This window comes from Modestobacter sp. I12A-02662 (assembly GCF_041028325.1).
Lineage (GTDB): Bacteria > Actinomycetota > Actinomycetes > Mycobacteriales > Geodermatophilaceae > Modestobacter.
Map to the genome: position 1 here is coordinate 22,592 of NZ_JABGDE010000013.1, position 26,725 is coordinate 49,316.

Consider the following 26,725-nt stretch of genomic DNA (forward strand, 5'->3'; position numbering starts at 1 on the left):
GACCGGGTCGCCGTCAAGGCGGATCAACTAGAACGTTCTAGCCGCTCGGCGCTAGGCTCGGCAGGTGACGCGGACGGGTCCCGACCGGCGGCCCACGCTGGCCGACGTCGCGGCCCGGGCAGGGGTCTCCACCGCGCTGGTCTCGATCGTGCTGCGCGACGCGCCGGGGGCCAGCGCCGCGACCCGGGAGCGGGTGCGGCAGGTCGCCGCCGAGATCGGCTACCGGCCCGACAGCCGCGCCCGCCTCCTGCGCAGCTCCCGCAGCCGGCTGCTGGGCGTGGTGTTCGGCGTGCAGCACGCCTTCCACGGCGACCTCGTGAGCGGGTTGTACGCCGCGGCCGAGCGGGTGGGCTACGAGCTCGCGCTGAGCGCCGTCACGCCGGGCCGGGACGAGCGGCGGGCCGTGGCCGGCCTCCTCCAGGACCGCTGCGAGGCGCTGGTCCTGCTCGGCCCTTCGTCCCCCACGGCCGCGCTGGCCGACCTGGCCACCCGGCTGCCCGTGGTCGTCGTCGCCCGTCCGGTGCGGTCCACCGCCGTGGACGTCGTCCGGACCGCCGATGACGAGGGCATGCACCTGGCGGTGGAGCACCTGCTGGCCCTCGGCCACCGCGACGTCGTGCACGTCGACGGCGGCCGGGCGCCAGGGGCCGCCGAACGGCGCCGCGGGTACCGGGAGGCGGTGCGCCGCGCCGGCCTCCCCGCCCGGACCGTGCCGGGTGGGCTCGCCGAGGACGACGGCGCCGCCGCGGCGCGGGCGCTGCTGGCCGGGCCGCTGCCGACCGCCGTCACGGTGTTCAACGACCGCTGCGCCCTCGGCGTGGTCGACGTGCTGCGCCGCGCGGGCGGGTCGGTGCCCGGGGACGTCAGCGTGGTCGGCTACGACGACAGCCGCATCGCGCGCCTCACCTCGGTCGACCTCACCTCGGTGGCCCAGGACGTCGAGCAGCTGACCACGCTGGCGGTCACCCGGGCGGTGGAGCGGCTGGACGGGGTGCCGGTCGCCCGGCGCGACCTCGTCGTGCCGCCACGCCTGGTCGTGCGCAGCAGCACCGCACCGCCGCGCTGAGCGTCAGGCCCCGGCCGGCGGCCCCGTCGTGCTCCGCACCACCAGGCGCGGGGGGACGACGACCTCGCGCCGCTCCGAGCGCCCGCCGTCGAGCCGTTCCACCACGGCGGCGACGGCGTGCCGGGTCAGCTCCGCGGACTCCTGGCTGACCGTGGTCAGGTCGATGTGCGCCAGCCGGGCGAGCGGTCCGTCGTCGAAGCCGACGACCGAGATCGCGCCCGGCACGTCGACACCACTGCGCAGCAGGACGTCGAGCAGCCCGACCGCGGAGTGGTCGTTGTAGGTGACGACGGCGGTCGGGAGCTCGCCGGCGCCCAGCAGCGCCCGTGCGGCGCGCGCTCCGGACTCCTCGCCGGCATCCCCGGGCAGCACCCGCGGCTGGCCCGCCGGCCCGAGCCGGCGCATCGCCCGCTCGAAGCCACCGCGCCGGCCGGCCGCGATGACCCCGCGGCCGCCGTCTACGTAGGTGATCCGCCGGTGCCCGAGCTCCGCCAGGTGCTCGACGGCCTGCGCCACGCCCTCGTCGTCGGCGACCCGGACGACGTCGACACCGGCGGACGGCACCGGGCGGCCGACCACCACCACCGGCACCTGCCGGTCCAGCGCGCCGAGCCGCTCCGCCGGCAGCTCGGGGCCGAGGAGCACCAGCGCCTCGCAGCGCGAGTCCAGCAGCGTCTCGACCGCCCGCTCCTCGCCCCGGGTGCGGGTGACCGTGCTGAGCACCAGGTCGTACCCGTGCTCGTCCGCGGCCTCGTGGACGTCCTCGACGAGCTGGGCGTGGAAGGTGCTGCGGACGTCCATCACCACGCCGATCAGCCGGCTGCGCCGGCGGGCGAGCAGGCTGGCGGCCCGGTCGGGGCGGTATCCCAGGCGGGCGGCCGCGTCGAGCACGCGCTCGCGGGTGGCGCTGCCCGGGCCCGGGGCGCCGCGCAGCACGAGCGACGCCGACGCCGTCGACACCCCGGCTTCGGCCGCGACGTCCTGCAGCCGCGGCCGTCGCACCGGCTCGGGTCCGTCGCGGTCCACCACTGCGCCCCCCTTGACACCGGCCGCCTCGGCTGATGCGATCTGTCCCACATCTTAAAGCGCTTTAAGTTGCTCCAGGATGACCACTGCCAACGCGCGACACTGCCACGTCGGCGAAGGCGCCCCCGTCCGGCCCCGGCCCTGCCCCACCCCGACGAGAGGGGACGACGATGACCGGGAAGCCGATCTCCGTCGCCGTCATCGGTGCCGGCATGGCCGGCCGCAGCCACGCGGCCGGCTACCGCCAGGTGAACACCGTGTTCGGCGAGGGGCTGCCGCCCGTCCGACTGGCCGCGATCGCCGACGCCAACGAGCCGCTGGCCCGCGACGCCGCCCGCCGGTACGGCTACGAGGAGGCGCTGACCCGCTGGGAGGAGGTCGTCGCGGACCCCTCGATCGACGCGGTCAGCATCGTGGTGGGCAACGACCTGCACCGGCCGATCGCGGAGGCCGCGATCGCCGCGGGCAAGCACGTGCTGTCGGAGAAGCCGCTGGCCGGCTCCATGGAGGACGCCCGGGCGATGGTCGCCGCGGAGGAACGCGCCGACGTCGTGACCGCCGTGGGCTACACCTTCCGCCGCTCCCCCGCCATCGCCGCGATCCGCGACCACGTGCAGGCCGGTGAGCTGGGCGAGCTGACCCTGTTCGACGGCCGGTACTGGTGCGACTACGCCTGCGACCCTCGCGGACCGCTCAGCTGGCGGTTCAAGGGCGGCCCGGGCTCGGGGGCGCTGGCGGACATCGGCGCCCACGTCATCGACGCCGGCCAGTTCGTCTGCGGGCCGATCGTGTCGGTGTCCGGCGCGGTGCTCTCCACCCAGGTGCCCAAGCGGCCCCTGCCCCTCGGCGCCGTGGTGGGGCACGATGCCGCCCCGGTCAGCGACGAGGTGGGCGAGGTGGAGAACGAGGACACGGCCGTGTTCACCGCCCGGTTCGCCTCCGGCCTCGCCGGGTCGTTCTCGGTGTCCCGGACGGCGTTCGGCATGCCCAACGGGCTGGCCTTCGACGCGTACGGACTCGGCGGCCGCGCCTCCTTCGACTGGCACCGGCCCGCGGAGTACCTCTTCGACGACCGCCAGCCCGACGCCCGGACCCGGGGCGCGCGGCAGGTCATCGTCGGCCCGCAGATGCCCTACTTCGCCGGCGGCTACCCGATGGCGGCCCCGGGCGTGGGCGGCGGCAACGCCGAGATGTTCGTCTACCAGTGCCGCGCCTTCCTGGACCAGATCGTCGGCACCCCCGACCCGCTGCCGCCGAACGCGACCTTCGCCGACGGGCTGCACACGATGGAGATCATCCAGGCCGTCGTCCGGTCCGCCCAGTCCGACGGCGCCGCCGTCGCCGTCCCCGCCTCCTGACCCCCGGAAGGACCGACCCGCGATGCCTCTCAAGCTCGGCGCCTACACCGCGTGCCTGCACGACCGCCCCCTCGCCGAGGCGCTCGACGTGCTGCAGGCCAACGGCCTGACCTCGGTCGAGGTCAACACCGGCGGCTTCATCCCCTCGCCGCACTGCCACGTCGACCTGCTGCTGTCCTCCGAGCGGGCCCGCCGGGACTACCTGGAGACGTTCTCCTCCCGCGGGATGGAGCTGACCGGGCTCAACTGCAACGGCAACCCGCTCAACCCGCTGCCCGGCGTCGGCCCCAAGCACGCCGACGACCTGCGCCGGACGATCCGGCTCGCCGGCCTGCTCGGCATCAAGCACGTGGTGACGATGTCCGGCACACCCGGCTCGGACCCCGGCGCCCGCTACCCGTCGTGGGTGGTCAACCCGTGGGACGGGGTGTACATGGACGTCCTGGACTACCAGTGGGGCGTTGCGGCCGAGTTCTGGACGGAGATCGACGCGCTCGCCCGGGCCGACGACGTCCGGGTCGCCATCGAGATGCACCCGCACAACCTTGTGTTCTCCCCGGTCACGCTGGAGAAGCTGGTCGAGCTCACCGGCGCCACCAACGTCGGCGCGGAGATGGACCCCTCGCACCTGATGTGGCAGGGCATGGACGTGGTGGCCTGCATCCGGCGGCTGGGCCCGCTGGTGTTCCACGCCGCCGCCAAGGACGCGATGACCACCCCGGGCGTGGACGTCCGCGGCGTGCTGGACACCTCGTTCGAACGAGTGCCGGCCGACGCCCCGGACAAGGTCCCGACCGGCTACGGCTCCTGGTGCAACGCCTGGCCGGCGGACCCGGCCTGGCGGTTCGTCGCCGTGGGGGTCGGTCACGACGTCGACTGGTGGACCGGGTTCCTGCGCGCGCTCGCCGAGGTCGACCCGGACATGGCGGTCAACATCGAGCACGAGGACGCCGGCTACTCCCGGCTGGACGGCCTGGCGCTGGCCGCGGAGAACCTGCGGGCCGCCGCGGAGAAGGCCTAGCCGCGGCCCGGCGCCTCAGCGCCCCAGCGCCTCCGCCGGGAGGTTGTACGGCGTGACGACCTGGACGCCGGAGTGCCACGAGCGGGGCGCGCCGGGCAGCGCCGAGTGGGCCTGCATCACGACGTGGCAGGCGCGGCGCAGGTCGAGGGCGAGGTCGTGGTGCAGCACGGCGGACAGCCGGCCCTCCTGCAGCAGCGCCAGGTTCTCGGCGTCCAGGTCGTGCGCGACGAACGCCCGGCAGTTCCGCCCGGCGTCGGCGAAGGCCGCCACCGTCGCGGCGTTGCCACCGGAGGCGTACATCGAGTAGACCGCGCAGAGGTCCGGGTCGGCGGCCAGGGCGTCCCGAACGAGGCCGCGCAGCACCTCGTCGTCCCCGGTCACGTCCACCAGGTCGACCTGCCGCCGGCCGGGCCGCAGCCTCCGGGTGGTCGCCCGGAAGCCCATCTCCCGGTCGTCCTCGCCGCGGAAGGAGCCCGACCCCCGGGTGACCAGCACGGCGCCGGCGTCGGGGACCCACTGGTCGAGCAGGTAGGCCGCGGTGGCGCCGGCTGCCCGGTTGTCCAGCCCGACGTAGGCGATCCGGCGGCTCGTCGGCAGGTCGGTGACCAGGGTGACCACCGGGATCCCGGCGTCGGCCAGCCGCTCCACCGCCGCGCTGACGAGCGGGTGGTCGGGGGCCTTGAGGACGACGCCCTGCGACCCCCGCTGGGCGATGCCGTCCAGCGTGCGCGCCAGCTCCGCGACCGGCGGGCCGTCGGCGAGGTGGAAGCGCGCCCGGAACGTCGCCGGCCGGACCAGCGGCAGCTGCGACTCCAGCGCCACCCGCACCGCCGAGGAGAACCGCGCCGGCGCGTCGACGACGAGGTCGAGGAAGAACGTCCGCCCGGTCAGCCGCAGCTGCGAGCGCTGCCGGTGCAGCTCGGCGATCGCGCGGTGCACCTCGTCGACCGTGCTCTGCCGCACGCCGCCGCGGCGGTTGAGGACGCGGTCCACGGTCGCCTCGGAGAGCCCGGCCTGACGGGCGATCTGCCGGATCGGGTACGGGTGCCCCATGCGGGGAGTGTGCGGGGCCGCTGAGGGTCGCGGCCAGGTTGCCCGGGGTCCGGCGGCCGGTCATGGTGGCGACGTCCCCGCGCCTGATCGGAGAGCCCGCATGAGCGCCGTCCCCACCGTCCGGCTGAACAACGGCGTCGAGATCCCCCAGCTGGGGCTGGGGACCGCGCGGGTCTCCGACGAGGAGACCCGGCGGATCGTCCGGGAGGCCCTCGAGGTGGGCTACCGGTTCATCGACACCGCCGCCAGCTACGACAACGAGGTGGGGGTCGGCCAGGGCATCGCCGACTCCGGCGTGCCGCGCGAGGAGGTGTTCGTCTCCACCAAGCTGCGCGGCCGGGAGCAGGGCCGCGAGTCGGCGAAGCAGGCGCTGCGGTCCAGCCTGGACCGGCTCGGCCTCGACTCCGTGGACCTGTACCTGATCCACTGGCCGCTGCCCCGGCTGGACCGCTACGTCGAGTCCTGGCTGGCGATGGAGGAGCTGCTGGCCGAGGGGCTGACCCGGGCCATCGGGGTGTCGAACTTCCTGCCCGGGCACCTGGACCGGCTGGCCGCCGCGAGCTCGACCGTCCCGGCGGTGAACCAGATCGAGTGCCACCCCCCGGGACCCGCAGCTCGAGCAGCGCGCCGACGACGCACGGCGCGGCATCGTCACCGAGTCCTGGTCGCCGCTGGCCAACGGCGGCGACGTGCTGGCGCACCCGGTGGTGACCGGGATCGCCGCCCGGCTGGGCCGCACGCCCGCGCAGGTGGTGCTGCGCTGGCACGTGCAGCAGGGGCTGGTCACCTTCCCGAAGTCGTCCTCCCGCGGCCGGCTGGAGGAGAACCTCGACGTCTTCGGGTTCGCGCTGACCGACGAGGACCTGGCCGGCATGGCCACGCTCGCCGACGGCACCCGGGTGAACGGTCAGTACCCGGACGTCTGGGAGGAGTTCTGAGGGCTTCTTGACGGGTTCCTGCCCTTGTCCTCCCCGGCCGGGAGTCGCCAGGCTCGGTGCGACACCGACCACTCGGGAGAGGACGACACCATGACCGCACCGGCACCCAGCCGCACCGCGCCGGGCTGGTTCACCGCGGAGGACTGCCGCCTCGAGGACTTCCGCGCGGTCGTCGAGACGACCACCCGGCTGGACGGGTACCCGCACGCCGACGAGGTGCGGGAGAACGTCCTCGTCTACGGGCAGCGGCTGGCCGACGCCGTCGCCACCCCGGGAGGCCGCCGCGAGGTGCAGGCCGAGCTGGCCCGCGCGCTCACCGACGGGCCGGGGATCGTCGTCCTCGCCGGCGCCTTCCCCGACACCGGGGTGGTGGACCGGGCGACCGCGGTGTTCGAGGCGCTGATCGCCGAGCAGAAGGCGGCGGGCACGGTCGCCGGGGACCACTTCGCCGCACCCGGGGCCAACGACCGCGTCTGGGGGGCGCTGGACAAGTTCGCCGTCCGGGACCCGGAGGCCTTCGCCGCCTACTACGGCAACGACGTGATCGCGCTGGTCTCCGAGGCCTGGCTCGGCCGTGGCTACCAGGTCACCAGCCAGGTCAACGTGGTCAACCCGGGCGGGCAGGCCCAGGTGGCCCACCGCGACTACCACCTCGGCTTCATGTCCGAGGAGCAGAGCCTCGCCTACCCCGCCCACGTGCACCGCCTCTCCCCCGCGCTGACCCTGCAGGGGGCGGTCGCGCACTGCGACATGCCGGTGGTGACCGGCCCGACGATGTACCTGCCGCACTCGCAGAAGTACGCCCCCGGCTACGTCGCCTTCCACCGGCCGGAGTTCACCGCCTACTTCGACGAGCACTTCGTCCAGCTGCCGCTGCGCACGGGGGACGCCGCGTTCTTCAACCCGGCCCTCTTCCACGGCGCCGGCACCAACCACTCGGCGGACGTCCGCCGGATGGCGAACCTGCTGCAGGTCTCCTCCGCCTTCGGCCGGGCCATGGAGACCGTGGACCGGGCGGCGATGTGCCGCGCGCTGTACCCGGTCCTCCTGGACCGGCAGGCCGCCGGCGCCGACGAGCGGTCCCTGCGCAACGTCGTCGCCGCCTCGGCCGAGGGCTACGCGTTCCCGACCAACCTCGACCACGACCAGCCGATCGGCGGGCTGGCCCCGGAGACGCAGGCCGAGCTGGTCGTGCGGGCACTCGCCGGGCGGTGGCCGGCCGAGGCGTTCGAGGCGGAGCTGTCCGCCCGGGCCGCGCGGCGCGCCAGCGCCGTCTGAGCTGTCAGGAGCGGCGGGCGGGCCTCACAGGTCGAGGACCAGCCGATCGCCGCAGGCGCGGGAGACGCAGATCATCATGCAGTCGCCCGCCTGCCGCTCCTCCGGGCCGAGCACCGAGTCCCGGTGGTCGGGGACGCCCTCGAGGACCGCCGTCTCGCAGGTGCCGCAGGTCCCCTCCGCGCAGGAGGAGAGGACGCCGACGCCGGCCTCCTCGACGACCGACAGGATCGACCGGTCGGGCGGGACGGTCAGCGCGAGCTCGCTGCGCGCCAGCACCACCTCGAACGCCTCGGACCGCAGCGGACCGGTGAGCGGCCGGGCGGCGAACCGCTCGACGTGCAGCGAGCCGGGCGGCCAGCCGGCACACCGCTGCTCGACCGCGGCCAGCAGCGGCTCCGGTCCGCAGCAGTACACCCGGGTGCCCGGCAGCGGGGTGCCGAGCAGGCCGTCGAGGTCCAGCCAGCCGGTCTCGTCCTGCGGGCGGACGGAGACCCGGTCCCCGTGGCGGGACAGCTCGTCGAGGAAGGCCATCGACGCCCGGCGGCGGCCGCCGTAGACCAGCCGCCAGTCCGCACCGGCGGCGTCGGCGGCCCGGATCATCGGCAGGACAGGGGTGATGCCGATGCCGCCGGCGATGAACAGGTACCGGGGCGAGGGCACGAGCGGGAAGTTGTTCCGCGGGCCGCGCACCCCCACCGCGTCGCCCACCTGCAGGTGGTCGTGGACGAAGAGCGAGCTGCCGCGGCCGTCCGGGTCCCGGAGGACCCCCACCCGGTACGCGGAGCGGTCCGCCGGGTCCCCGCACAGCGAGTACTGACGGGTGGGTGCCCCGTCGAGGACCAGGTCGACGTGCGCACCGGGCTCCCAGGCCGGCAGCGGGCGCCCGGTGGCCTCGCGCAGGGTCAGCGTGACGACCCCGTCGGCGGCGACCTCCTTGGCGGCCACCCGGGCCTCGGCCTCGAACTCGGCGGCGGCGAGGGTGACGGTGGTGGTGCGGTGGTGCACCGCCTCGACGTACGGGCGGGCCGCGCCGTCGCCGCGCCGGGTCGCCCCGAACGTCACCGGCAGGTGCTTCCAGACGTACATGTTCGGCGAGCTGGGGTAGAAGCCCGGCGGCCCGGCCAGCCGGTAGTCGCCCAGCACGGGCAGCGCCTCCTCCAGGGCGATCCGCGCCTCGAGGCGGGCCAGTGGCGCGCCGAGACAGCCGTGGACGCCCTCGCCGAAGCCCAGGTGCCGCCCCCGGGGCCGGGTGACGTCGAACCGGTCCGGGTCGGGGAACTGCCGCTCGTCCCGGTTGGCGGCGCCCATGACCAGCACGACGCGGCCACCCGCGGGGATGGTCACCCCGTGCAGCGTGACCTCGCGCGACACCGTGCGCGCGGTGAGCTGCAGCGGCGTGATGAGCCGCATCGCCTCCTCCACGGCGGCCGGCACGAGCGACGGGTCCGCCTGCAGCAGCGCCCGCTGGTCCGGGTTCTCGGCCAGCAGCTTGAACAGCGTGCCGGTCAGCCCGGCGGTGGACTCCACCCCGCCGAGGAAGAGGATCATCATCAGCCCGCTGACCTCGGACATGGGCGTGACCTGCGCGTCCACGAACGGCACCCCGTCGATGTCCGCCTGGACGAACGTGGTGACCAGGTCGTCCCGCGCGACCCGGCGCCGCTCCTCCAGCAGCTCGATGAAGAACTGCTGGACCCCGGCAGTGGCCGCCCTCGCCACTGGGGTCAGGTGCGGGGTGCCGGGCACGCGGTCCTTGAGCTCGTGGGTCCAGTGCTCCAGCTGCTCGCGCCGCGCCCGCGCGAGCGGGTCGTCGTCGTTCCTGCTGGGCAGGCCCATCAGGTGGAAGAAGACGTCGAACGGCATCGGCCAGGCCAGCTCCTGGGCCAAGTCGACCGCGCCGCGGTCCCGCCAGGAGGCGACCAGCCCGCGCACCACGGCACGGATGCCGTCCTCCAGCGCGGCGATCCGGCGCGGGACGAAGTACGGCTGCACCACCGAGCGGACCTGGTCGTGCCGGGGGTTGTCCATGCTGCCGATGGAGCCCGGCGGGACCTGCTCCAGCCGGCTGTCGTCGATGTCCATGCCCTCGGAGCTGCGGAACGTGTCCGCGTCGAGCGCGGCCGCGCGCACGTCCCCGAAGCGGGTCAGTGCGTACCAGCCCCACTGCTCGCTCCAGTACACGGGAGCCTCGTCCCGCATCCAGCGGTACACCGCGAACGGGTCGGAGGTGTAGAAGTCGGGGGCGAACGGGTCGTAGACCGTCGCCGTCCGGGCAGAGGTCATCGGGGGCTCCGTGATCTGACGGGGACGAAGGTCGTCCGGGCAGCACGGGAGTGCCCGTGCGGAGAGCCGGGCTGCGCCCGCCGGCCGGGGACCCGGCCGGCGGGCGGGCTCAGCGCTTCAACTCGTGCGACAGCTCGGCGAGCTCCTGGCCGCCGGCCATCTCGCCGGTGAGCTCCTCGAGGGTCACCTCGGAGCGCTTCTTGTCCAGCACCCGCCGGCCCAGCTTCAGGATGATGAAGTGGTCGCCCACCAGGTAGGCGTGGTGCGGGTTGTGGGTGATGAAGACGACGCCGAGGCCGGCGTCCCGGGCGGCCGCGGTGTACTTCAGGACGACGCCGGACTGCTTGACGCCCAGCGCCGCCGTCGGCTCGTCCAGGATGAGCACCCGCGCGCCGAAGTAGACCGCCCGGGCGATGGCCACGCACTGCCGCTGACCGCCGGAGAGCGTGCCGATCGGCTGGTTGATGTCCTTGACGACGATGCCCATCTTCTGCAGCTCGGCGTCGGCGATCTCGCGCATGGCCTTGATGTCCAGCGGCGCGAGCGGGTACTTCCCCTTGCGGATCTCCGAGCCGAGGAAGAAGTTGCGCCACACCTCCATGAGGCCGACGACCGCGAGGTCCTGGTAGACGGTCGCGATGCCGACGTCGAGCGACTCGCGCGGCGAGCTGAAGTGCCGCTCCTGGCCGTCGACCTTGAGCGTGCCCTCGGAGTGCGAGTGCAGTCCTGAGATGATCTTGATCAGCGTCGACTTGCCGGCGCCGTTGTCGCCCAGCACGCAGGCGACCTCTCCGGCGTTCACCGTCAGGTTGACGCCCTCCAGCGCCCGGATGGCGCCGTAGCTCTTGCCGACGTTCTCCATCTCGACCAGGGGCACGCCCTTGGCGAGCGCCGGGTCGGCGTGTTCGGCGATCGTGTCCGTCACGTCATCTCCTCTGGGCGGCGTAGTTCTTGATGTACAGGTTGACCAGCACGGCGAGCAGCAGCATCACGCCCAGGAAGGCGCGGAACCAGTTGGGGTCCCAGCCGGCGTAGACGATGCCCTGGGTGGTCATGCCGAAGATGAACGCACCCAGCGCCGAGCCGACCGCCGAGCCGTAGCCGCCGGTGAGCAGGGCGCCGCCGACGACCGAGGCGATGATGTAGATGAACTCGTTGCCGACGCCGAGGCCGGCCTGCACGGTGCTGAAGTTGAACAGCAGGTGCATCCCGAGGAACCAGGCCAGGAAGGCCACGCCCATGAACAGGCCGATCTTGACCTTGCGCACCGGGACGCCGACCGCGCGTGCGCTGGCCGCGTTGCCACCGGAGGCGGTGATCCAGTTGCCGGTGCGGGTGCGCAGCAGGATCCAGGTGGCGACGGCGACGAACGCCAGCCACCACAGCACCGTCACCTTGACGGTGATGAACCCCAGCGGGACGTCGGAGGCGAAGATCGCCCGCCCCTGGTCGAACCCGTCCAGCCGGCTGCTGTTGGGGGTCGCGACCGTCCCGGTGACCAGCTTCGTGACGCCGAGGTTGATGCCCTGGAGGACGAAGAAGGTCGACAGCGTGATGAGGAAGCTGGGTATCCCGGTCCGCACCACCAGGTACCCGTTGACGAAGCCGATGGCCAGCGCGATCGCCAGGCTCACGATCATGCCGACCCACATGTTCAGGCTCAGCTGGTAGCTGAGCATCGCGGCCGACAGCGCGGCGGTGGTCACGGCGACACCGGCGGACAGGTCGAACTCGCCACCGATCATCAGCAGGGCCACGCCGACCGCGACGATCCCGATGGTGGACGAGGCGTAGAGCACCGTCGCGAGCGCGGGCAGGGTGCGGAACGGCGGGGCGACGGCCCAGAAGAAGCCGAAGATGACGATCGCCGCGGCCAGCGCACCCACCTCGGGGCGGCCGAGGACGCGGGAGATCAGGGACCGCTCGGCGCGGCCGGGCGGTGCTGCATCGGGCGCGGTGGGCGGCTTGGCCACCACGGATGAGCTCATGAGGTGCTCCAGACTCGGCGGGACGGGGTGGGGGGAGCCGGGTTCCCCCGGCTCCCCCGAGCGGGCTACCGGGTGTTGTTGTTGGCGTACTCGACGATCGGGCCGATGTTGTTCTGATCGACGATGGACGGACCGGTCAGGACCGGACCACCACCGCCGATGTCGTTGCCGTTGGTCAGGTTCAGCCACAGCGCCGTCACGGCCATGTAACCCTGCACGTAGGGCTGCTGGTCCACCGAGAAGGAGATGTCCCCGGACTCGATGGCCTCGGCGACGTCGGCGTTCAGGTCGAAGGTGACGACGTTGGCCTGGCTGCCGGAGTCGGCCTTGGCCTGCCCGGCGGCGAGCGCGATGTCGGCGCCGAGGGTGACCACGTTGGTGATCGACGCGTCCTCCTGCAGCTTGGCCCCGATGGTCTGCTGCACCGCCGGGAGGTCGCGGCCGTTGACGTAGAGCACCTCGGTGTCGGGGTTGGTCTTCGCCACGCCGGCGCAGCGGGCCTCGAGCTGCACCTGACCCTGCTCCTGGATGACGCAGACCGTGTGGCCGGGGGTCTGCTCGGTGATCCGGGTGCCGACCGTCTGCCCGGCCAGGTCCTCGTCGGAGCCGAAGTACATGCTCACGCCGTAGTTCTTGTAGTCGTTGATGCCGGCGTTGAACGCCACCACCGGGATCCCCGCGTCGACCGCCTTCTGCACGTTCGGCCCGATGGCGTCGGGGGTGGGCATCGTCGTCGCGATCCCGGCCACCCCGCTGTCGATCGCGTTCTGGATGAGCGTCGACTGCTCGCCGGCGTCCTGGTTGTTGGAGTAGTTGAGGGTGATGTTGTGGTTCGCGGCGGCGGCCTCGGCCCCGTTGCGGATCTTGTCCCAGAACGTGTCGCCGGGAGCCTCGTGGGTCACCATCGCGATGGTGTACTCCTCGCCCTCGGCCGCGGCGCTGCCGCCCTCGTCCTGGGCGCCACCCTCGCTGCTGCAGGCGGTGACCACCAGGCCCAGGGCGGAGATCGCGACCAGGGTGCGCAGTCGCCGGCGGGTGCCGGTCATCGGGTCTTCCTCATCGGAGCGTCCCTTCTTCCGCGGCCCACCGGGCGGTGACCGCCTGTCGGAGCGGGTGGGTACGGCGACGGCTCCCGCGGCGGTGCCGCGGGGCCGGGCCGGCGAGCGGGTCCGGCGCTCCGGAAGAGGGGCCCTCCCGCAGCAGCTGGGGACGTCTCGTCCCACCTGTATGTACTGACAAACTGACATGAGCAATGTGACAGGGGCAACAGTGAGCGTCAAGGTCCCGGCGCACCCGACCCTGCAGGCCGGACGCCGGTCGCCACTCCGGGGACGGGCTCATGGCTCAGGCCGGCCCGACCGCCAGCCAGCGGCCGCGCGCGGCGGACTCCGCGGCGGCGTCGAGGACCTGCTGGGCGCGCACCGCGTCGGCGAGGCCGGCGGCGCGCTGCACGCCGTCGGCGATCGAGCACAGGAACGCGTGCGCCTCGACCACCTTGAGGTCGTCGTAGCTCATCGGGTTGGCAGCCCCCGGCTGGAAGGCGCCGTAGGCGCCGGCGGCGGGGCCCACGAACTCGGTGGCCACGGACTGGTCGGCGGCGGCGGGGCCGGAGCTGGACAGCAGCTCCCCCATCCGCCGGAAGTCCCACGCGAGCGAGCCGGCCGTGCCGTGGACCTCGAACCCGTAGTCGTTCTGCGCGCCCACGGCCACCCGGCTGGCCTCGAGCACCACCCGGGCGCCCGAGGCCAGCCGCAGCAGGCAGGCGACGTAGTCGTCGTTCTCGACCGGCCCCAGCTCCCCGCCGCCGCGGGCGTGGCCGGTGGTCTCGGCGAGCGGCCGGGCGCGCTGGGTCAGGAACACCGCCGTGTCCGCGGAGATCGCCACGACCTCCCCCAGCAGGTGCCGGACCAGGTCGACGCCGTGGGACGCGAGGTCGCCGAGCACGCCGCTGCCGCCGCGCGCCCGCTCGTAGCGCCAGGTGAGCGCGCCGTCCGGCGAGGCGGCGTAGTCGCTGAACAGCCGGACCCGGGCGTGCGTCACCTGCCCGATCCCGCCCGCGGCGATCACCTCCCGGGCCCGGTCGACGGCCGGGGCGTGCCGGTAGTTGAAACCCACGGCCGCCTGCACCCCGGCCTCGGCGACGGCCGCCGCCACGGTGGCCGCGTCGGCCGTGGTCAGCCCGACCGGCTTCTCGATCCACAGGTGCTTGCCGGCGCGGGCGACCGCGGCGCCCACCTCGCGGTGCAGGTCGTTGGGCAGGGTGACGCTCACCGCCTGCACCTGCGGGTCCGCGACGGCCGCCCGCCAGTCCTCGGTGGCCCGGGCGAAGCCGTACTGGCCGGCGGCCGCCGCGGCCCGCCCGGGCACCGCGTCGGCGGCGACCACCAGGTGCGGGACCCGGGGGACGTCGGGGAAGTGGTGCCGCACCCGGACGTAGGCCTGGGTGTGCACCCGGCCCATCCAGCCGAGGCCGACCACCGCCACCCCCAGGGGGGACGGCACCCCTTGGAGGTCCGGCACGGCGCTCCGGTGGACGTCCACGGCCGCTCCTCCCGGGCTGGGGAGACCAGGGGCGCAGTCTAGATCGGCACTGGGGCCGGAGGACGCCCACCAGCCACCCGACCGGCCGCGGTGCGCCGCGCGTCGCGACCGGTGGACGACGGGGCCCGGGGCCGCACTGGTCCCGGGCCCCGGCCGGTCACGGGCGCAGGAGGGTCTTGATAGCGCGGCGCTCGTCCATCGCGCGGTACCCCTCGGCGACCTCACCGAGCGGGAGCTCGAGGTCGAAGACCCGGCCGGGGTCGATCTCGCCCCGCCAGACCAGGTCGATCAGGTCCGGGAGGAAGCGCCGCACCGGGGCCGGGCCGCCGTGCAGCCGCACCATGGTCGAGAACAGCCGCTGCCCGGTGATCTCGACACCGTGCGGGACGCCGACGAAGCCGACGCCACCACCGGCGCGGGTCGAGCTGATCGCCTGGTCCATCGCCTCGCCGGTGCCGACGCACTCCAGCACGGCGTCCGCCCCGACCCCGTCGGTGAGGTCCTCGATCCGGGCGACGGCCTCGTCCCCGCGCTCGGGGACGACGTCGGTGGCGCCGAACTCGGTGGCGAGCTTCTGCCGCGGCTCGTGCCGGCTCATCGCGATGACCCGCTCGGCCCCCAGCTGGCGTGCGGACAGCACGCCGCACAGGCCGACGGCGCCGTCCCCGACGACGGCCACGGTCATGCCGGGCCGGACGCCGGCCGCCACCGCGGCGAACCAGCCGGTGCCCATGACGTCGGAGAGCGTGAGCAGGCTCGGCAGCAGCTCCGGGTCCGGCTGCTCGGGCGTGGCCACGAGCGTGCCGTCGGCGTGCGGCACGCGGAGCAGCTCGGCCTGGGCGCCGGTCATGCCCACCCGGTGCGCGCACGCGCTCTGGTACCCCGCCCGGCAGTGCGCACAGGTGTTGTCCGAGGCGATGAACGAGCCGATCACGAACTGGCCGGGCCGCACCGAGGTGACCGCGCTGCCGACCTCCTCGACCACCCCGCAGTACTCGTGCCCGATCGGCGACGGCTCGGTCACCTCGTTGATCCCGCGGTAGGGCCACAGGTCGGAGCCGCACACGCAGGTGGCGGACATCCGGATGACGGCATCGGTCGGCTCGACGACCACCGGGTCGTCGAGCCGCTCGATGCGGACGTCCCCCGGGGCGTGCAGGACGGCTCCTCGCATGCTGCTGTTCCTCTCTGGCGACGCGTTCCCCCTCCCCCTTTCCCGCAGCGGGGCCGGCGGGAAACGATCCGCCGGATCGAGGAGGTCAGCCGCGGGCGTCCCCGGCCTTGACCGCGGCACCCGGGGCGCCCAGCCCGCGGGACACCGCGCGGGCCGCGGCACGCACCGCCGGCTCGATCGTGCGCGGGTTCGCGCCACCGGCGGGCAGCACCACCGAGAGCGCGGCGACCACCCGGTCGGCGGCGTCCCGGACCGGGGCGGCCACGGACACCACGGGCGCCGGGTTGCGCCGGTTGATGATCGCGACGCCCGAACGCCGGACCTCCGCCAGGGTGCGGCGCAGAACCGCGGGCTGGGGTACCGGGTCCGCCGAGGCACCACCGCCCTGCCCCGCCAGGATCCGCTCCTGCAGTTCGACCGGCGCGTGGGCCAGCAGCACCCGGCCGACAGCGGTCATCTGCAGCGGCAACCGCCCGCCGACCCGGTAGTCGACCGGCACCGCGGCCCGGGCCGAGCGGCGCTCGACCAGCACCGCCTCCTCCCCCTCCCGCACCGCGAGGAGCACGTGCTGGCGGGTGGCCTCGTGGAGGTCGTCCATGAACGGCATCGCCACCTCCCGGAGGCCCAGCCCGCGCGGGGCCAGCGAGGCGATCTCCCACAGCCGCACGCCGACCACGTACCCGCCCGCGGCCGAGCGCTCCAGCGCGCCCCAGGCGAGCAGCCGCTCGGCCAGCCGCCGGGTGGTGCTCAGCGGCGTGCCGGACCGGCGGCTGAGCTCGGACAGGGAGAGGCGCCGGTGCGCCGGGTCGAAGGCCGCGAGCAGCGCCAGGGCGCGGTCGACGACGGGGTCGCCCTGCGGGGGTCGCTTGCCCCGGGCGGCGGCCCGGAGACCGGCGTCGTCGACGGCCACGGGCACATCGTGACAGCCGCGAGGACGAGACGTCTGCCGCTCAATGGCAACCCCCCTCGGAGGAAGTGACCCGGCTCACCCATCCTCGCCCCAACGGCCGAGACGCCGCCCCCTCCTCCCGGCTCCCCCGCCGGCCCCCGCGAAGTGGAGACAACCCGCGTGGACCACACCCCTCCTGCCCGGACGGCGCAGCGCAGCGCCCTCGTCGTCCCCGTGCTCTGCTGGCTCGCCCTGACCGCCGACGGGTACGACCTGTTCTCCTACGGCGCCACCGTGCCCGGGCTGCTGACGGCCGGCTGGGGCGTCACCCCCGGCACCGCGGGCGCGGTCGCCAGCCTCGCCCTCGTCGGGGTGCTCTGCGGCTCGCTGGTCGCCGGCACCCTGACCGACCTGCTCGGCCGCCGGCGGCTGTTCGTCACCTCCGTCGCGGTCTTCTCCGTGGCCATGCTGGTGTGCGGGATCGCCCCGTCGTTCGAGGTCTTCGCCGCCGCCCGGTTCGTGGCCGGCGCCGGCATCGGCGGGCTGCTGCCCACCGCGATCGCACTGACCAGCGAGTTCGCGGGTCAGCACCGCCGGTCCCTCGTCGTGGGTGCGGTGCTCACCGGCCCGCCGCTGGGCGGCGTGCTCGCCTCGGTCGCCGCGATGAACCTGGTGCCCTCCGGGCACTTCCAGTGGGTCTACGGCCTCGGCGTGATCCCGCTGCTGCTGGTCCCGGTCGCGCTGCGCCTGCTGCCGGAGTCCCCGGCGTTCCTCCGCGCCCGTGGCCGCTCCGCCGAGGCCGACGCCGTCGCCGCCGCCCACGGCCTGCCGACGGGTGTCCCCACCGCGCCGGCGGGCTCCCGCTCGCCGGTGGGCGCGCTGTTCGCGGACGGGCAGGGACCGGTCACCCTCGGGCTCTGGGCGGTCAACGTGTGCAGCCTGCTGACCGTGTTCGGCGTGAGCACCTGGCTGCCGCAGATCATGAACAAGGCCGGGTACGGGGTCAGCTCCTCGATCGGCTTCCTGCTGCTCTACAGCGCCGGCGCGATCGTCGGCACCCTGGTCGCCGCGACGCTGGCCGAGCGGGTCGGCGCGAAGGCGATGGTGCTCACCGGGTTCACCGCGGCCACGCTGGCGCTGGTGTTGCTGGCCACCCGCCCGGCCACCGCGGTCGTCGTCCTGCTCGTGGTGGTCGCCGGCTTCGGTGGCCTGGGGACGCAGAACCTGCTCAACGACCACGTGGCCGGCTACTACCCGGCGGCGGCGCGGGCGACCGGCCTGGGCTGGGCGCTGGGCGTCGGTCGGCTGGGCGCGATCGCCGGCCCCAGCTACGGCGCCCTCGTCGTCGGCGCGGGCAACGCGGTGGTGGTCAGCTCCCTGGGCTTCGCCGTCCCGGCGCTGATCGGGGCCCTGGTCATGAGCCGCCTCCCGCGGCGCGGCCGGGCCGTGCCGTCGGCCGCGGACCTGCCGCCGGCCCCACCGACGTCGGCTGCGGCGCAGCGGGTGTCCTGACCCGCCCTGCCGGCCCATGGCAATCACCCTCGGTCCGGTGACCCGGGTCACCCATCCTCGGGAGGACGGCGGAGCGCGGCTCCCCACCTGCCCGGGTCACCGGACTCCCCCCTTCCTGGAGAGGAACCCCGCATGAGGATCGTCGGCATCCGCCGCAGCGTCGGCACCGGCATCGAGGTGGCCACGCTGTCCGAGGACGGCGGCAAGGTCACCGTGATCGCCCCGCTGGCCGAGTTCTGGGCCGACCCGGCCGGGTACATGGCCCGGGAGGCGACCGGGCCGACCCTGGCGAGCGACGAGGTCACCCCCGTGCCCCCCGTGCTGCCCGGCGCCCGGGTCATCTGCATCGGGCTGAACTACCTGGCGCACATCGCCGAGGGCAGCTTCCGCGACCAGGAGATCCCGCCGTACCCGACGCTGTTCGCCCGGTGGACCCAGTCGCTCACCGTCGACGGCGCGGAGGTGCCGGTCCCCTCCGGCGAGGACGGGCTGGACTGGGAGGGCGAGGTCGTCGCCTACGTCGGCCGGCCGCTGGTCGACGCGACCCCGGAGGAGGCACTGGCCGCCGTCGTCGGCTACTCGACCTTCAACGACCTCACCAGCCGCCGGGCGCAGAAGCTCACCAGCCAGTGGATCCTCGGCAAGAACGGGGACAACTCCGGCCCGCTGGGCCCGCTGGTCCCCGCCGCCGAGGTCGGCGACCTGCGCGACGGGCTGCGGGTGCGGACCCGGGTCAACGGCGAGACCGTCCAGGACGGCAACACCGCTCAGATGGCCTACACCGTCGGGGACACCCTCGCGCTGATCTCCCAGACCTTCACCCTGCGCCCCGGCGACCTGCTGGCCACCGGCACCCCGTCCGGCGTCGGCTACGCCCGTACGCCCCCGTGGCTGCTGCAGCCCGGCGACGTCGTCGAGGTCGAGGTCGACCGGCTCGGCGTGCTGCGCAGCACGGTGGTCGGCAACGACGCCCGGACGGGGGCCTGACGTGTCCGGCGAGTACCGCCAGTACCTGTTCCCACTCGACCACCCGCGGCTGGCCGACGTCCGTGGGCTGGACCCCCACGCCTACCGCGAGGTCGCCTCCCACGGCGGCACGTTCACCGGCGACCTGGTCGCCGGCTGGCGCCCGCTGTACCGCACCGAGTTCCGCGGGATCACCGAGGACGGCACGCTGCGGGAGGGCCTGTACCCGCTGACCCCCGCCGAGCCGGGCGAGGAGGCCCCGGTCACGGAGATGGTCGCCGCCGCCCGCGACCTGCTCGACGCCCTGGACGACGACGGCCGCAAGCGGATCGCCCACGACGTCGACGACGTGGAGTGGCAGACCTGGGCCAACCCCGAGTTCCTGCAGTTCGACACCGGGCTGCGGCTGGAGTTCCAGCCCGCCGAGGTGCAACAGAAGGTCCTCGCGCTGCTGCGCGCCTCGCTCAGCCCCGAGGGCTACCAGCTGGCGCACGGGATGATGCTGGTGAACGGCTTCCTCGGCGAGGTCGTGGACCTGCCGACCGTGCTCAACGAGTTCAGCTACAACATCGCCCTCTACGGCCAGCCGGACCCGGTCGCCCCCTGGGGCTGGCAGCTGTTCGGCCACCACTGCGCGCTCAACTGCCTGGTGGTCGAGGGCCGGATGGTGCTCAGCCCGGTGTTCCTCGGGGCCGAGCCCAACGAGATCGACGCCGGCCCGCACGCCGGGCTGCGCGCCTTCGACGACCGCATCGCCCTCGGCCTCGAGGTGATGGCCGCCCTGACCGAGGCGCAGCGGGACACCGCGACGGTCTACCAGGAGATGGTCGACCCGGCGATGCCGCCGGGCCGGGTGCACCCCGGCGACGAGCGGCACCTGGCCGGCGCGTTCCAGGACAACCGGGTGATCCCGGTCGAGGGCGTGCGCGTGGCGGACATGCCGCCGGCCGCCCGCCAGCTGGTGCTGGCGCTGGTCGAGCGGTTCGTCGCCCCGCTCCCCCGCGGCCCGCGGGCCGCGCGGATGCGGGAGGTCCGCGAGCACCTGGACGAGACCTGGTTCAGCTGGATCGGCGGGCACGCCCCCGGCGACGTCTTCTACTACCGCGTCCAGTCCCCCGTGGTGATCGCCGAGCTCGACCACCACTGCGGGGTCTTCCTGGACTACGACACCCCGCAGCCCTTCCACGTGCACACGGTGCTGCGCACTCCGCACGGCAACGACTACGGCCGGGCCTGGGTCCGGCACTGGCAGGAGAACCGATGAGCACCGTGCCCTCCCACATCCCCGTGCTGGTCATCGGCGGAGGCCCCAGCGGGCTGGCCGCCGCCCTCGAGCTCGGCCGGCGCGGCGTCGAGGTGCTGGTCGTCGAGCCCCGCACGCAGCGCGACCCGCTCCGCCCGCGGGCCAAGACCACCAGCGTGCGCACCATGGAGCACCTGCGCCGGTGGGGTCTGGCCGACCGGCTGCGCGCCGCGGCGCCGCTCCCCGTGGAGCACGCCCAGGACGTCGTCTTCTGCACCGGGCTGTTCGGCACCGAGATCGTGCGGTTCCCCGAGGCGTTCGGGCTGACCCCCGAGCGGCGGGAGCTGTTCGCCGAGGCCGGCCAGCAGGCGCCGCAGCCGCTGGTCGAGGAGGTGCTCCGCGATGCCGTCCGCGAGCTGCCGACCGTCACCCTCGCCGAGGGCTGGCGCGCGGTCGAGGTGGTCGACGGGCCGGACGCCGCCCGTGCCGTGCTGGAGGCCCCGGACGGCGCCCGCCACCCGGTCACCGCCGACTGGCTGCTGGGCTGCGACGGCAGCAGCGGCGTCACCCGCCGGTCGATCGGCGCCCGGTACCAGGGCTCCTCCGGCACCCTGCCGAACCTCAGCATCACCTTCCGCTCCCGGGACCTGGACACCCGCGAGCTCTGCGCACTGGGCGTGCACTACTGGGTGATCGGCGCACGGCACGGCGGGCTGATGGGCCGGCTGGACCTGCAGGGCACCTGGTGGGCGATCGTCCAGGGCGTCGACGGCACCGCCGCGGATGTCGACCCGGTTGCGCTGGTGCGCGAGCTGGCCGGCGCGGACGTCGACGTCGAGGTGCTGGCCACCGACCCCTGGTCGGCCCGGATGCTGCTGGTCGACCGGTACCGCGGGCAGCGGGTGTTCCTGGTCGGCGACGCGGCGCACCTGAACCCGCCGTGGGGCGGGCACGGCTTCAACACCTGCGTCGGGGACGCGGTCAACCTGGGCTGGAAACTCGCCGCCGTCCTGGCCGGCTGGGCGCCCGAGTCGCTGCTGGACAGCTACGAGGCCGAGCGCCGCCCGGTCGCCGAGCGCACCATCGGCGCGGCCGGCGCGCAGGAGGCCTTCCTCGCCCCCGCGTTCGCGTCCGGGGACCTGGACGCCGACACCCCCGCCGGGGAGTCGCTGCGTGCCGCGCTGGCCGAGGGCCTGCAGGTCAAGAGGCCGGAATTCCACAGCCTCGGCCTGGTGCTGGGCTACGACTACCCGGAGTCCCCCGTCGTCGTCCCCGACGGCCGGCCGGTGCCCGGCCAGGACCTGGTCACCTACACCGCCTCGGCCCATCCCGGCGCCCGGCTGCCGCACACCTGGCTGCCCGACGGCCGGTCGGTCTACGACGCGCTCGGCCCGGAGTTCACGCTCCTGGTGCTGACCCCCGACGTCCCGGACGGGCTGCCGGACGCCGCCGCCCGGCTGGGGGTGCCGCTGCGGGTCCTCGACCTCGGTTCCGTGCCGGGCCTGCGCGCCCGGTACGGCGCCGACCTGCTGCTGGTCCGCCCGGACCAGCACGTCGCCTGGCGGGGTGAGGGGGCCGAGGACGCCGTCGCCCTGCTCGCCCGGGTGGTGGGTGCCGCCGCGGCCGCGCCCGTCTGAGCCGGACGGCGACGTCCCCGGCCCTGACCAGCGCGGGCGCGTCGGCCCACGCGGGGACTCCCAGGTCCGTGGTGTTGACTGCCCCAGAAACGCCAGGCGGCATCAGCGGTGCCGGGTCGGGGTAGCGCCTGTCCGATCCGGCCGGTGCGCGATCCCCCTGGAGCCGGCTCCCCTCGGACTTGGACACTGCATGAGCGGCAACGCGACCCACCGGTTCACCAACACCTCGATCCTCGCCGTCCAGACCGTGGACGCCACCCAGGTGGTGACCTCGGCCGACTTCGACGCGCAGCTCACCGACACCTACCGGCGCGTGGGCCTGCGGCCGGGTCTGCTGCAGCGGCTGGCCGGCATCGAGGAGCGCCGGTGGTGGGCCGACGGGGTCACGTTCGTCGACGGGGCGGCCACGGCGGGGGCCAAGGCGATCAGCGAGAGCGGCGTCGACCCGCAGCAGATCGGCCTGATGGTGAACACCTCGGTCAGCCGCAGGTGGCTCGAGCCGTCCACCGCGGTGGCGGTGCACGCGGCCCTGGGCCTGCCCAGCTCCTGCCAGAACTTCGACATCACCAACGCCTGCCTCGGCTTCGTCAACGGCATGGGGCTGGCCGGGGCGATGATCGACTCCGGGCTGATCGACTACGCGCTCGTGGTGGACGGCGAGGACGCCCGGCCCGTGCAGGAGCAGACGATCGCCCGGCTGCAGAGCGGGGAGACGACGTCGAAGGACGTGCTCGCGCAGTTCGCCACCCTCACGCTCGGCTGCGGCGCCGCGGCGATGGTGCTGGGGCGCGCCGACCGGCACCCCGAGGGCCACCGGCTGGTCGCCTCGGTGACCCGGGCCGGCACCGAGCACCACGAGCTGTGCGTCGGCGACAACGACGTGATGCGCACCGACCTCAAGGGCCTGCTCGACGCGGGGCTGCAGCTGACCGAGGACATGTGGGCCGAGGCGTCCGCGGAGTTCGACTGGTCGCGGGGCATGGACCACTACGTCGTACACCAGGTGTCGAAGGTGCACACCGCGGCGATGTGCGAGCGGCTGGGCATCGACCCCGGCCGGGTGCCGATGACCTTCCCGACGCGCGGCAACCTCGGCCCGGCGTCGGTGCCGTTCACCCTGGCCAGCCGGGCCGACGCGCTGGCCGACGGCGACCGGGTGCTGCTCATGGGCATCGGGTCCGGCCTGAACGCCTCCTGCCTCGAGATCGCCTGGTGACCTCCGCTCCCCTCCTCCCGGCCGGCCTGCCCGGCGTGGACCCCGCCTGGTCGCGCACCGTCGTCGTCGCCGACGCCACCGGGGCGAAGCACACCTGGCACCTGCTCGACAACGGCGTCCGCGACCCGGTCGGCACCCTGCTGTGCGTCCACGGCAACCCGACCTGGTCCTACCTGTGGCGGCGGCTGGTCGCCGCCGCCCCGCCCGGCTGGCGGGTCGTCGCCCCCGACCAGCTCGGCATGGGCTTCTCCGACCGGCTGCCCGCGCCGCGCGCGCTCGCCGAGCGGATCGACGACCTCGGCGACCTCACCGCCGCCCTGGGCATCACCGGCCCGGTGGTCACCGTGGGGCACGACTGGGGCGGTGTCGTCTCGCTGGGCTGGGCGCTGGCGCACCGCGACCAGCTGCGCGGCGTGGTGCTGGCGAACACCGCGGTCGCGATGCCCGACGGCGACCTCGGTCCGGCGCTCATCCGGCTGGCGAACGCCCCGGGCGTGCGGGCCGCGGTCACGGTCGGGACCCCCGTCTTCGTCCGGGCCACCACGGCGCTGTCCTGGCCGCCGCTGCCCGCCGCCGTCCGGAACGCCTTCGCCGCGCCGTACGCCGGCCGGGACCGGCGGCGCGCGGTCGGGGACTTCGTCGCCGACATCCCGTTCCGCCGCGACCACCCGTCCCGGGCCCGGCAGGAGGCGGTCGCCGAGGGCATCCGCTCCCTGGACGTCCCGGCACTGCTGCTGTGGGGCCCGCGCGACCCGGTGTTCGGCCAGCGGTACCTCGACGACCTGCGGCAGCGGATGCCGCACGCGGCGCTGCACCGGTACGAGGGCGCGTCGCACCTGCTGCCCGAGGACGCGCCGCAGTACGCCCGTGCGGTGGCCGAGTGGGTCACCGACCTGGAGGCTGCACCCCCAGCGCCCGAGCCCGCGGCCGGCACGGCCGAGCGCCCGTGGTCCGCGCTGGCCGCCCGGGCGGACGACCCGTCGCCCGCCGTCGTCGAGGTCGGCGGCGGCACGGTGAGCTGGGCCGAGCTGCACCGGCGGGTGGAGGACCTCGCCGCCGGGCTGCGCGCCGCGGGGCTGCGGCCCGGGCAGCGCGTCGGGCTGCTGGTCGAGCCGTCCGCGGACCTCACCGCGGCGGTCTACGCGGTGTGGCGGGCCGGCGGCGTGATCGTCGTCGTGGATCGCGGGCTCGGCCTGCCCGGCATGCGGCGGGCGCTGCGCGGCGCGTCCCTGGACGCGGTGATCGGCAGCCCGCAGGGCCTGGCCGCCGCCCGGCTGATGGGCCTGCCCGGCCGGCGGTTCGCCGCCGGCCGGCTGCCCGGCGCGGCCCGCCGGGCGCTGGGGGTCGCGCACGACCTCACCGAGCTCGCGGAGCTCGGCCGGGCCGCCGGGCCGGCACCCGACGAGTCCTCGGCCGGCGACGACCGTGCCGTGCTGTTCACCTCCGGCGCCACCGGCCCGGCCAAGGGCGTCGTCTACACGCAGGGGCAGGTGGCCGCGCAGCTCGCGCTGGTGCGCGGCGCCTACGGGCTGACCGCCGCCGACCGGTTCGTGGCCGCGTTCGCGCCGTTCGCCGTCCTCGGCCCGGGGCTGGGCGTCGCCTCCTCGGTGCCCGACGTCGACGTGACCGCCCCGGGCTCGCTCACCGCGGCCCGGCTCGCGGACGCGGTGCGGGCGGTCGACGCGACCGTCGTCTTCGCCGCGCCCGCGGCGCTGCGCCGGGTGGCCGCGACCGCCGGCGTGCTGACCACCGAGCAGCGGACGGCGCTGGCCGGCGTCCGGCTGCTCATGTCCGCCGGCGCGCCGGTGCCGGCCGCGCTGCTGCGGCGGCTGCGCGGCGTGCTGCCCGCCGCGGAGATGCACACGCCCTACGGGATGACCGAGGCGCTGCCGGTCACCGACGTCTTCCTGGAGGAGATCGAGGCCGCCGGCGCCGGCGACGGGGTCTGCGTGGGTCGGCCGCTGCCCGGGGTGGCGGTGCGGATCAGCCCGCTGTCGCCCTCCGGCGCGGCCGACGGCGCCCTCACCGGCTCCCCCGGGGTGACCGGCGAGGTCTGCGTCCGCGCCGCCCACGTCAAGGACCGGTACGACGCGCTGTGGGCCACCGAGCGGGCCGCCTCCCGCGACCCGGGCTGGCACCGCACCGGCGACGTCGGCCACCTGGACGCCGCCGGCCGGTTGTGGGTCGAGGGCCGGCTGCCGCACGTGGTCCCCACGGCGGACGGCGTGGTCACCCCGGTCGGCGTCGAGCAGCGGGTGGAGCAGCTGGACGGCGTCGCCGCCGCCGCGGTGGTCGGGGTGGGTCCGGCGGGCGCGCAGGCGGTCGTGGTGGTCGTCGTCCCGGACCGGCCGGGTCGGCGGAGGTCGCTCGCCCCCGCGGCGCCGGAGCTGGCCGACGCCGTCCGGACCGCCGCGGGCACCGAGGTCGCGGCCGTGCTGGTCACCGACCGGCTGCCGGTCGACGTGCGCCACCAGTCGAAGGTGGACCGGACGGCGGTCGCGCGGCGCGCCGCCCGGCTGCTCGCCGGCTCCCGCGGTCCCGCGCGTCGCCGGTGAGGGTGCTGGTCACCGGCGCCAGCGGGATGCTCGGCCGGGCCACCGCGCACGCGCTGCTGGCGCGCGGTGACGAGGTGACGGTGCTGCAGCGCCGCCCGGCCGGGCTGCCGTGCCGGGAGGTGCTGGGCGACGTCGCCGACCCCGGCGCCGTGCAGCGGGCGGCCGCCGGGCAGGACGCCGTCCTGCACCTGGCCGCCAAGGTCGACGTCGTCGGCCCGTGGCCCGAGTACGCCCGGGCCAACGTGGTCGGCACCCGGACCGTGGTCGGCGCCTGCCGCGCGGCCGGGGTGCCCCGGCTGGTGCACGTCTCCTCCCCCTCGGTCGCGCACGCCGGCGCGGCGCTGACCGGCGTCGGGGCCGAGCCGGCCGACCCGGCCGCCGCCCGCGGCAACTACGCCCAGTCCAAGGCGCTGGCCGAGCGGCTGGCGCTGGCCGCCGACTCCCCCGCCCTGGCGGTGCTCGCGGTGCGCCCGCACCTGGTCTGGGGGCCCGGCGACACGCAGCTGGTCGAGCGGATCGTCACCCGGGCGCGGGCCGGGCGGCTGCCGGTGCTCGGGACCGGGGCGGCACTGATCGACACGACGTACGTCGACAACGCCGCCACGGCGCTGGTCGCGGCCGTCTACAGCGCGGCGCACGGTGAGGCGCTGGTGGTGTCCAACGGCGAGCCGCGGCCGGTGGCCGAGGTGCTCGCCCGGCTGTGCGCGGCCGCCGGCGTCCCGGGCCCGCGCCGGCACCTGCCGTTCCCGGTCGCCTGGGCGGCCGGCGCGGTGGTCGAGGGCGTCTGGACGGCGACCGGACGGCGCAGCACTCCCCCGCTGACCCGCTTCCTCGCCGAGCAGCTGGCCACCGCCCACTGGTTCGACCAGCGCCGCACCCGTGAGGCGCTGCGCTGGCGGCCGGAGGTGCCGCTGGACGAGGGCTTCGCCCGCCTGGCCGCCTGGTACGCCACCCCCTGAGAGCCCCCTTCGGCCGAAGTCG

The 26,725-nt window shown here is 75.2% G+C and carries 21 protein-coding genes and 1 pseudogene; 13 read left to right on the top strand and 9 right to left on the bottom strand.

What is annotated here, in order from left to right; all coding sequences use genetic code 11:
• Nucleotides 1-64 precede the first annotated feature (64 nt).
• Nucleotides 65-1,066: a LacI family DNA-binding transcriptional regulator gene (locus HL189_RS18475; protein ID WP_369135187.1), complete on the top strand. Its 1,002-nt coding sequence runs from the start codon at nucleotides 65-67 to the stop codon at nucleotides 1,064-1,066.
• Nucleotides 1,067-1,069: 3 nt separating this feature from the next.
• Here HL189_RS18475 and HL189_RS18480 read toward each other — a convergent pair whose 3' ends face one another.
• The gene (locus tag HL189_RS18480) at nucleotides 1,070-2,092 is read right to left on the bottom strand and encodes a LacI family DNA-binding transcriptional regulator (RefSeq protein WP_369135188.1); all 1,023 of its coding nucleotides are present in this window, start codon (nucleotides 2,090-2,092) and stop codon (nucleotides 1,070-1,072) included.
• Nucleotides 2,093-2,262: 170 nt separating this feature from the next.
• Here HL189_RS18480 and HL189_RS18485 point away from each other — a divergent pair, with 170 nt between their 5' ends.
• A complete protein-coding gene (locus HL189_RS18485; protein WP_369135189.1) occupies nucleotides 2,263-3,450 on the top strand; it encodes a Gfo/Idh/MocA family protein in 1,188 nt (395 codons plus the stop codon).
• 22 nt (nucleotides 3,451-3,472) lie between these two features.
• Nucleotides 3,473-4,471, top strand: a complete 999-nt coding sequence (locus tag HL189_RS18490) for a sugar phosphate isomerase/epimerase family protein (protein WP_369135190.1) — start codon at nucleotides 3,473-3,475, stop codon at nucleotides 4,469-4,471.
• A gap of 15 nt (nucleotides 4,472-4,486) precedes the next feature.
• Here HL189_RS18490 and HL189_RS18495 read toward each other — a convergent pair whose 3' ends face one another.
• Nucleotides 4,487-5,524: a LacI family DNA-binding transcriptional regulator gene (locus HL189_RS18495; protein ID WP_369135191.1), complete on the bottom strand. Its 1,038-nt coding sequence runs from the start codon at nucleotides 5,522-5,524 to the stop codon at nucleotides 4,487-4,489.
• Nucleotides 5,525-5,624: 100 nt separating this feature from the next.
• On the opposite strand from HL189_RS18495, the pseudogene HL189_RS18500 reads away from it, so the two are divergent.
• The 3 genes and pseudogenes from HL189_RS18500 to HL189_RS18510 form a co-directional block, all read left to right on the top strand.
• Nucleotides 5,625-6,068, top strand: a pseudogene (locus HL189_RS18500) (aldo/keto reductase); the annotation flags it as partial.
• Nucleotides 6,069-6,213: 145 nt separating this feature from the next.
• Nucleotides 6,214-6,462 (top strand): aldo/keto reductase, encoded by a 249-nt coding sequence (locus HL189_RS18505; RefSeq protein ID WP_369135192.1) that lies wholly within the window; start codon nucleotides 6,214-6,216, stop codon nucleotides 6,460-6,462.
• Between the two features lie 90 nt (nucleotides 6,463-6,552).
• Complete coding sequence (locus HL189_RS18510) at nucleotides 6,553-7,740, top strand: phytanoyl-CoA dioxygenase family protein (protein WP_369135193.1); 1,188 nt, start codon at nucleotides 6,553-6,555, stop codon at nucleotides 7,738-7,740.
• A gap of 24 nt (nucleotides 7,741-7,764) precedes the next feature.
• Here HL189_RS18510 and HL189_RS18515 read toward each other — a convergent pair whose 3' ends face one another.
• The 7 genes from HL189_RS18515 to HL189_RS18545 all read right to left on the bottom strand — a co-directional run bounded on the left by HL189_RS18515 (nucleotide 7,765) and on the right by HL189_RS18545 (nucleotide 16,636).
• On the bottom strand, nucleotides 7,765-10,023 hold the full coding sequence (locus HL189_RS18515; RefSeq protein WP_369135194.1) for a cytochrome P450: 2,259 nt from the start codon (nucleotides 10,021-10,023) through the stop codon (nucleotides 7,765-7,767).
• A gap of 109 nt (nucleotides 10,024-10,132) precedes the next feature.
• Nucleotides 10,133-10,948 (bottom strand): ATP-binding cassette domain-containing protein, encoded by an 816-nt coding sequence (locus HL189_RS18520; RefSeq protein ID WP_369135195.1) that lies wholly within the window; start codon nucleotides 10,946-10,948, stop codon nucleotides 10,133-10,135.
• 1 nt (nucleotide 10,949) lies between these two features.
• The gene (locus tag HL189_RS18525) at nucleotides 10,950-12,011 is read right to left on the bottom strand and encodes an ABC transporter permease (RefSeq protein ID WP_369135196.1); all 1,062 of its coding nucleotides are present in this window, start codon (nucleotides 12,009-12,011) and stop codon (nucleotides 10,950-10,952) included.
• Nucleotides 12,012-12,076: 65 nt separating this feature from the next.
• The gene (locus HL189_RS18530; RefSeq protein WP_369135197.1) at nucleotides 12,077-13,057 is read right to left on the bottom strand and encodes a substrate-binding domain-containing protein; all 981 of its coding nucleotides are present in this window, start codon (nucleotides 13,055-13,057) and stop codon (nucleotides 12,077-12,079) included.
• Between the two features lie 298 nt (nucleotides 13,058-13,355).
• Nucleotides 13,356-14,552: a Gfo/Idh/MocA family protein gene (locus tag HL189_RS18535; RefSeq protein ID WP_369135198.1), complete on the bottom strand. Its 1,197-nt coding sequence runs from the start codon at nucleotides 14,550-14,552 to the stop codon at nucleotides 13,356-13,358.
• Nucleotides 14,553-14,709: 157 nt separating this feature from the next.
• On the bottom strand, nucleotides 14,710-15,726 hold the full coding sequence (locus tag HL189_RS18540; protein ID WP_369135199.1) for a zinc-dependent alcohol dehydrogenase family protein: 1,017 nt from the start codon (nucleotides 15,724-15,726) through the stop codon (nucleotides 14,710-14,712).
• Between the two features lie 85 nt (nucleotides 15,727-15,811).
• Nucleotides 15,812-16,636: an IclR family transcriptional regulator gene (locus HL189_RS18545; RefSeq protein ID WP_369135200.1), complete on the bottom strand. Its 825-nt coding sequence runs from the start codon at nucleotides 16,634-16,636 to the stop codon at nucleotides 15,812-15,814.
• 159 nt (nucleotides 16,637-16,795) lie between these two features.
• On the opposite strand from HL189_RS18545, the gene HL189_RS18550 reads away from it, so the two are divergent.
• From HL189_RS18550 to HL189_RS18580, 7 genes are all read left to right on the top strand, one after another.
• Nucleotides 16,796-18,127 (top strand): MFS transporter, encoded by a 1,332-nt coding sequence (locus tag HL189_RS18550; RefSeq protein WP_369135201.1) that lies wholly within the window; start codon nucleotides 16,796-16,798, stop codon nucleotides 18,125-18,127.
• A gap of 132 nt (nucleotides 18,128-18,259) precedes the next feature.
• Nucleotides 18,260-19,114 carry a fumarylacetoacetate hydrolase family protein gene (locus HL189_RS18555; RefSeq protein WP_369135202.1) on the top strand — a complete coding sequence of 285 codons (855 nt, stop codon included), beginning with the start codon at nucleotides 18,260-18,262 and terminating at the stop codon, nucleotides 19,112-19,114.
• A 1-nt stretch (nucleotide 19,115) separates the two neighbouring features.
• A complete protein-coding gene (locus HL189_RS18560) occupies nucleotides 19,116-20,357 on the top strand; it encodes a DUF3500 domain-containing protein (protein ID WP_369135203.1) in 1,242 nt (413 codons plus the stop codon).
• Complete coding sequence (locus HL189_RS18565; RefSeq protein ID WP_369135204.1) at nucleotides 20,354-21,973, top strand: FAD-dependent monooxygenase; 1,620 nt, start codon at nucleotides 20,354-20,356, stop codon at nucleotides 21,971-21,973. The genes HL189_RS18560 and HL189_RS18565 overlap by 4 nt, the downstream gene beginning before the upstream one ends.
• A 190-nt stretch (nucleotides 21,974-22,163) precedes the next feature.
• Nucleotides 22,164-23,189, top strand: coding sequence for a 3-oxoacyl-ACP synthase III (locus tag HL189_RS18570; RefSeq protein ID WP_369135205.1), 1,026 nt, complete (start codon nucleotides 22,164-22,166; stop codon nucleotides 23,187-23,189).
• Nucleotides 23,186-25,744 carry an alpha/beta fold hydrolase gene (locus HL189_RS18575; protein WP_369135206.1) on the top strand — a complete coding sequence of 853 codons (2,559 nt, stop codon included), beginning with the start codon at nucleotides 23,186-23,188 and terminating at the stop codon, nucleotides 25,742-25,744. Before HL189_RS18570 ends, HL189_RS18575 begins: the two co-directional genes overlap by 4 nt.
• The gene (locus tag HL189_RS18580) at nucleotides 25,741-26,703 is read left to right on the top strand and encodes an NAD-dependent epimerase/dehydratase family protein (RefSeq protein ID WP_369135207.1); all 963 of its coding nucleotides are present in this window, start codon (nucleotides 25,741-25,743) and stop codon (nucleotides 26,701-26,703) included. Before HL189_RS18575 ends, HL189_RS18580 begins: the two co-directional genes overlap by 4 nt.
• Nucleotides 26,704-26,725 lie beyond the last annotated feature (22 nt).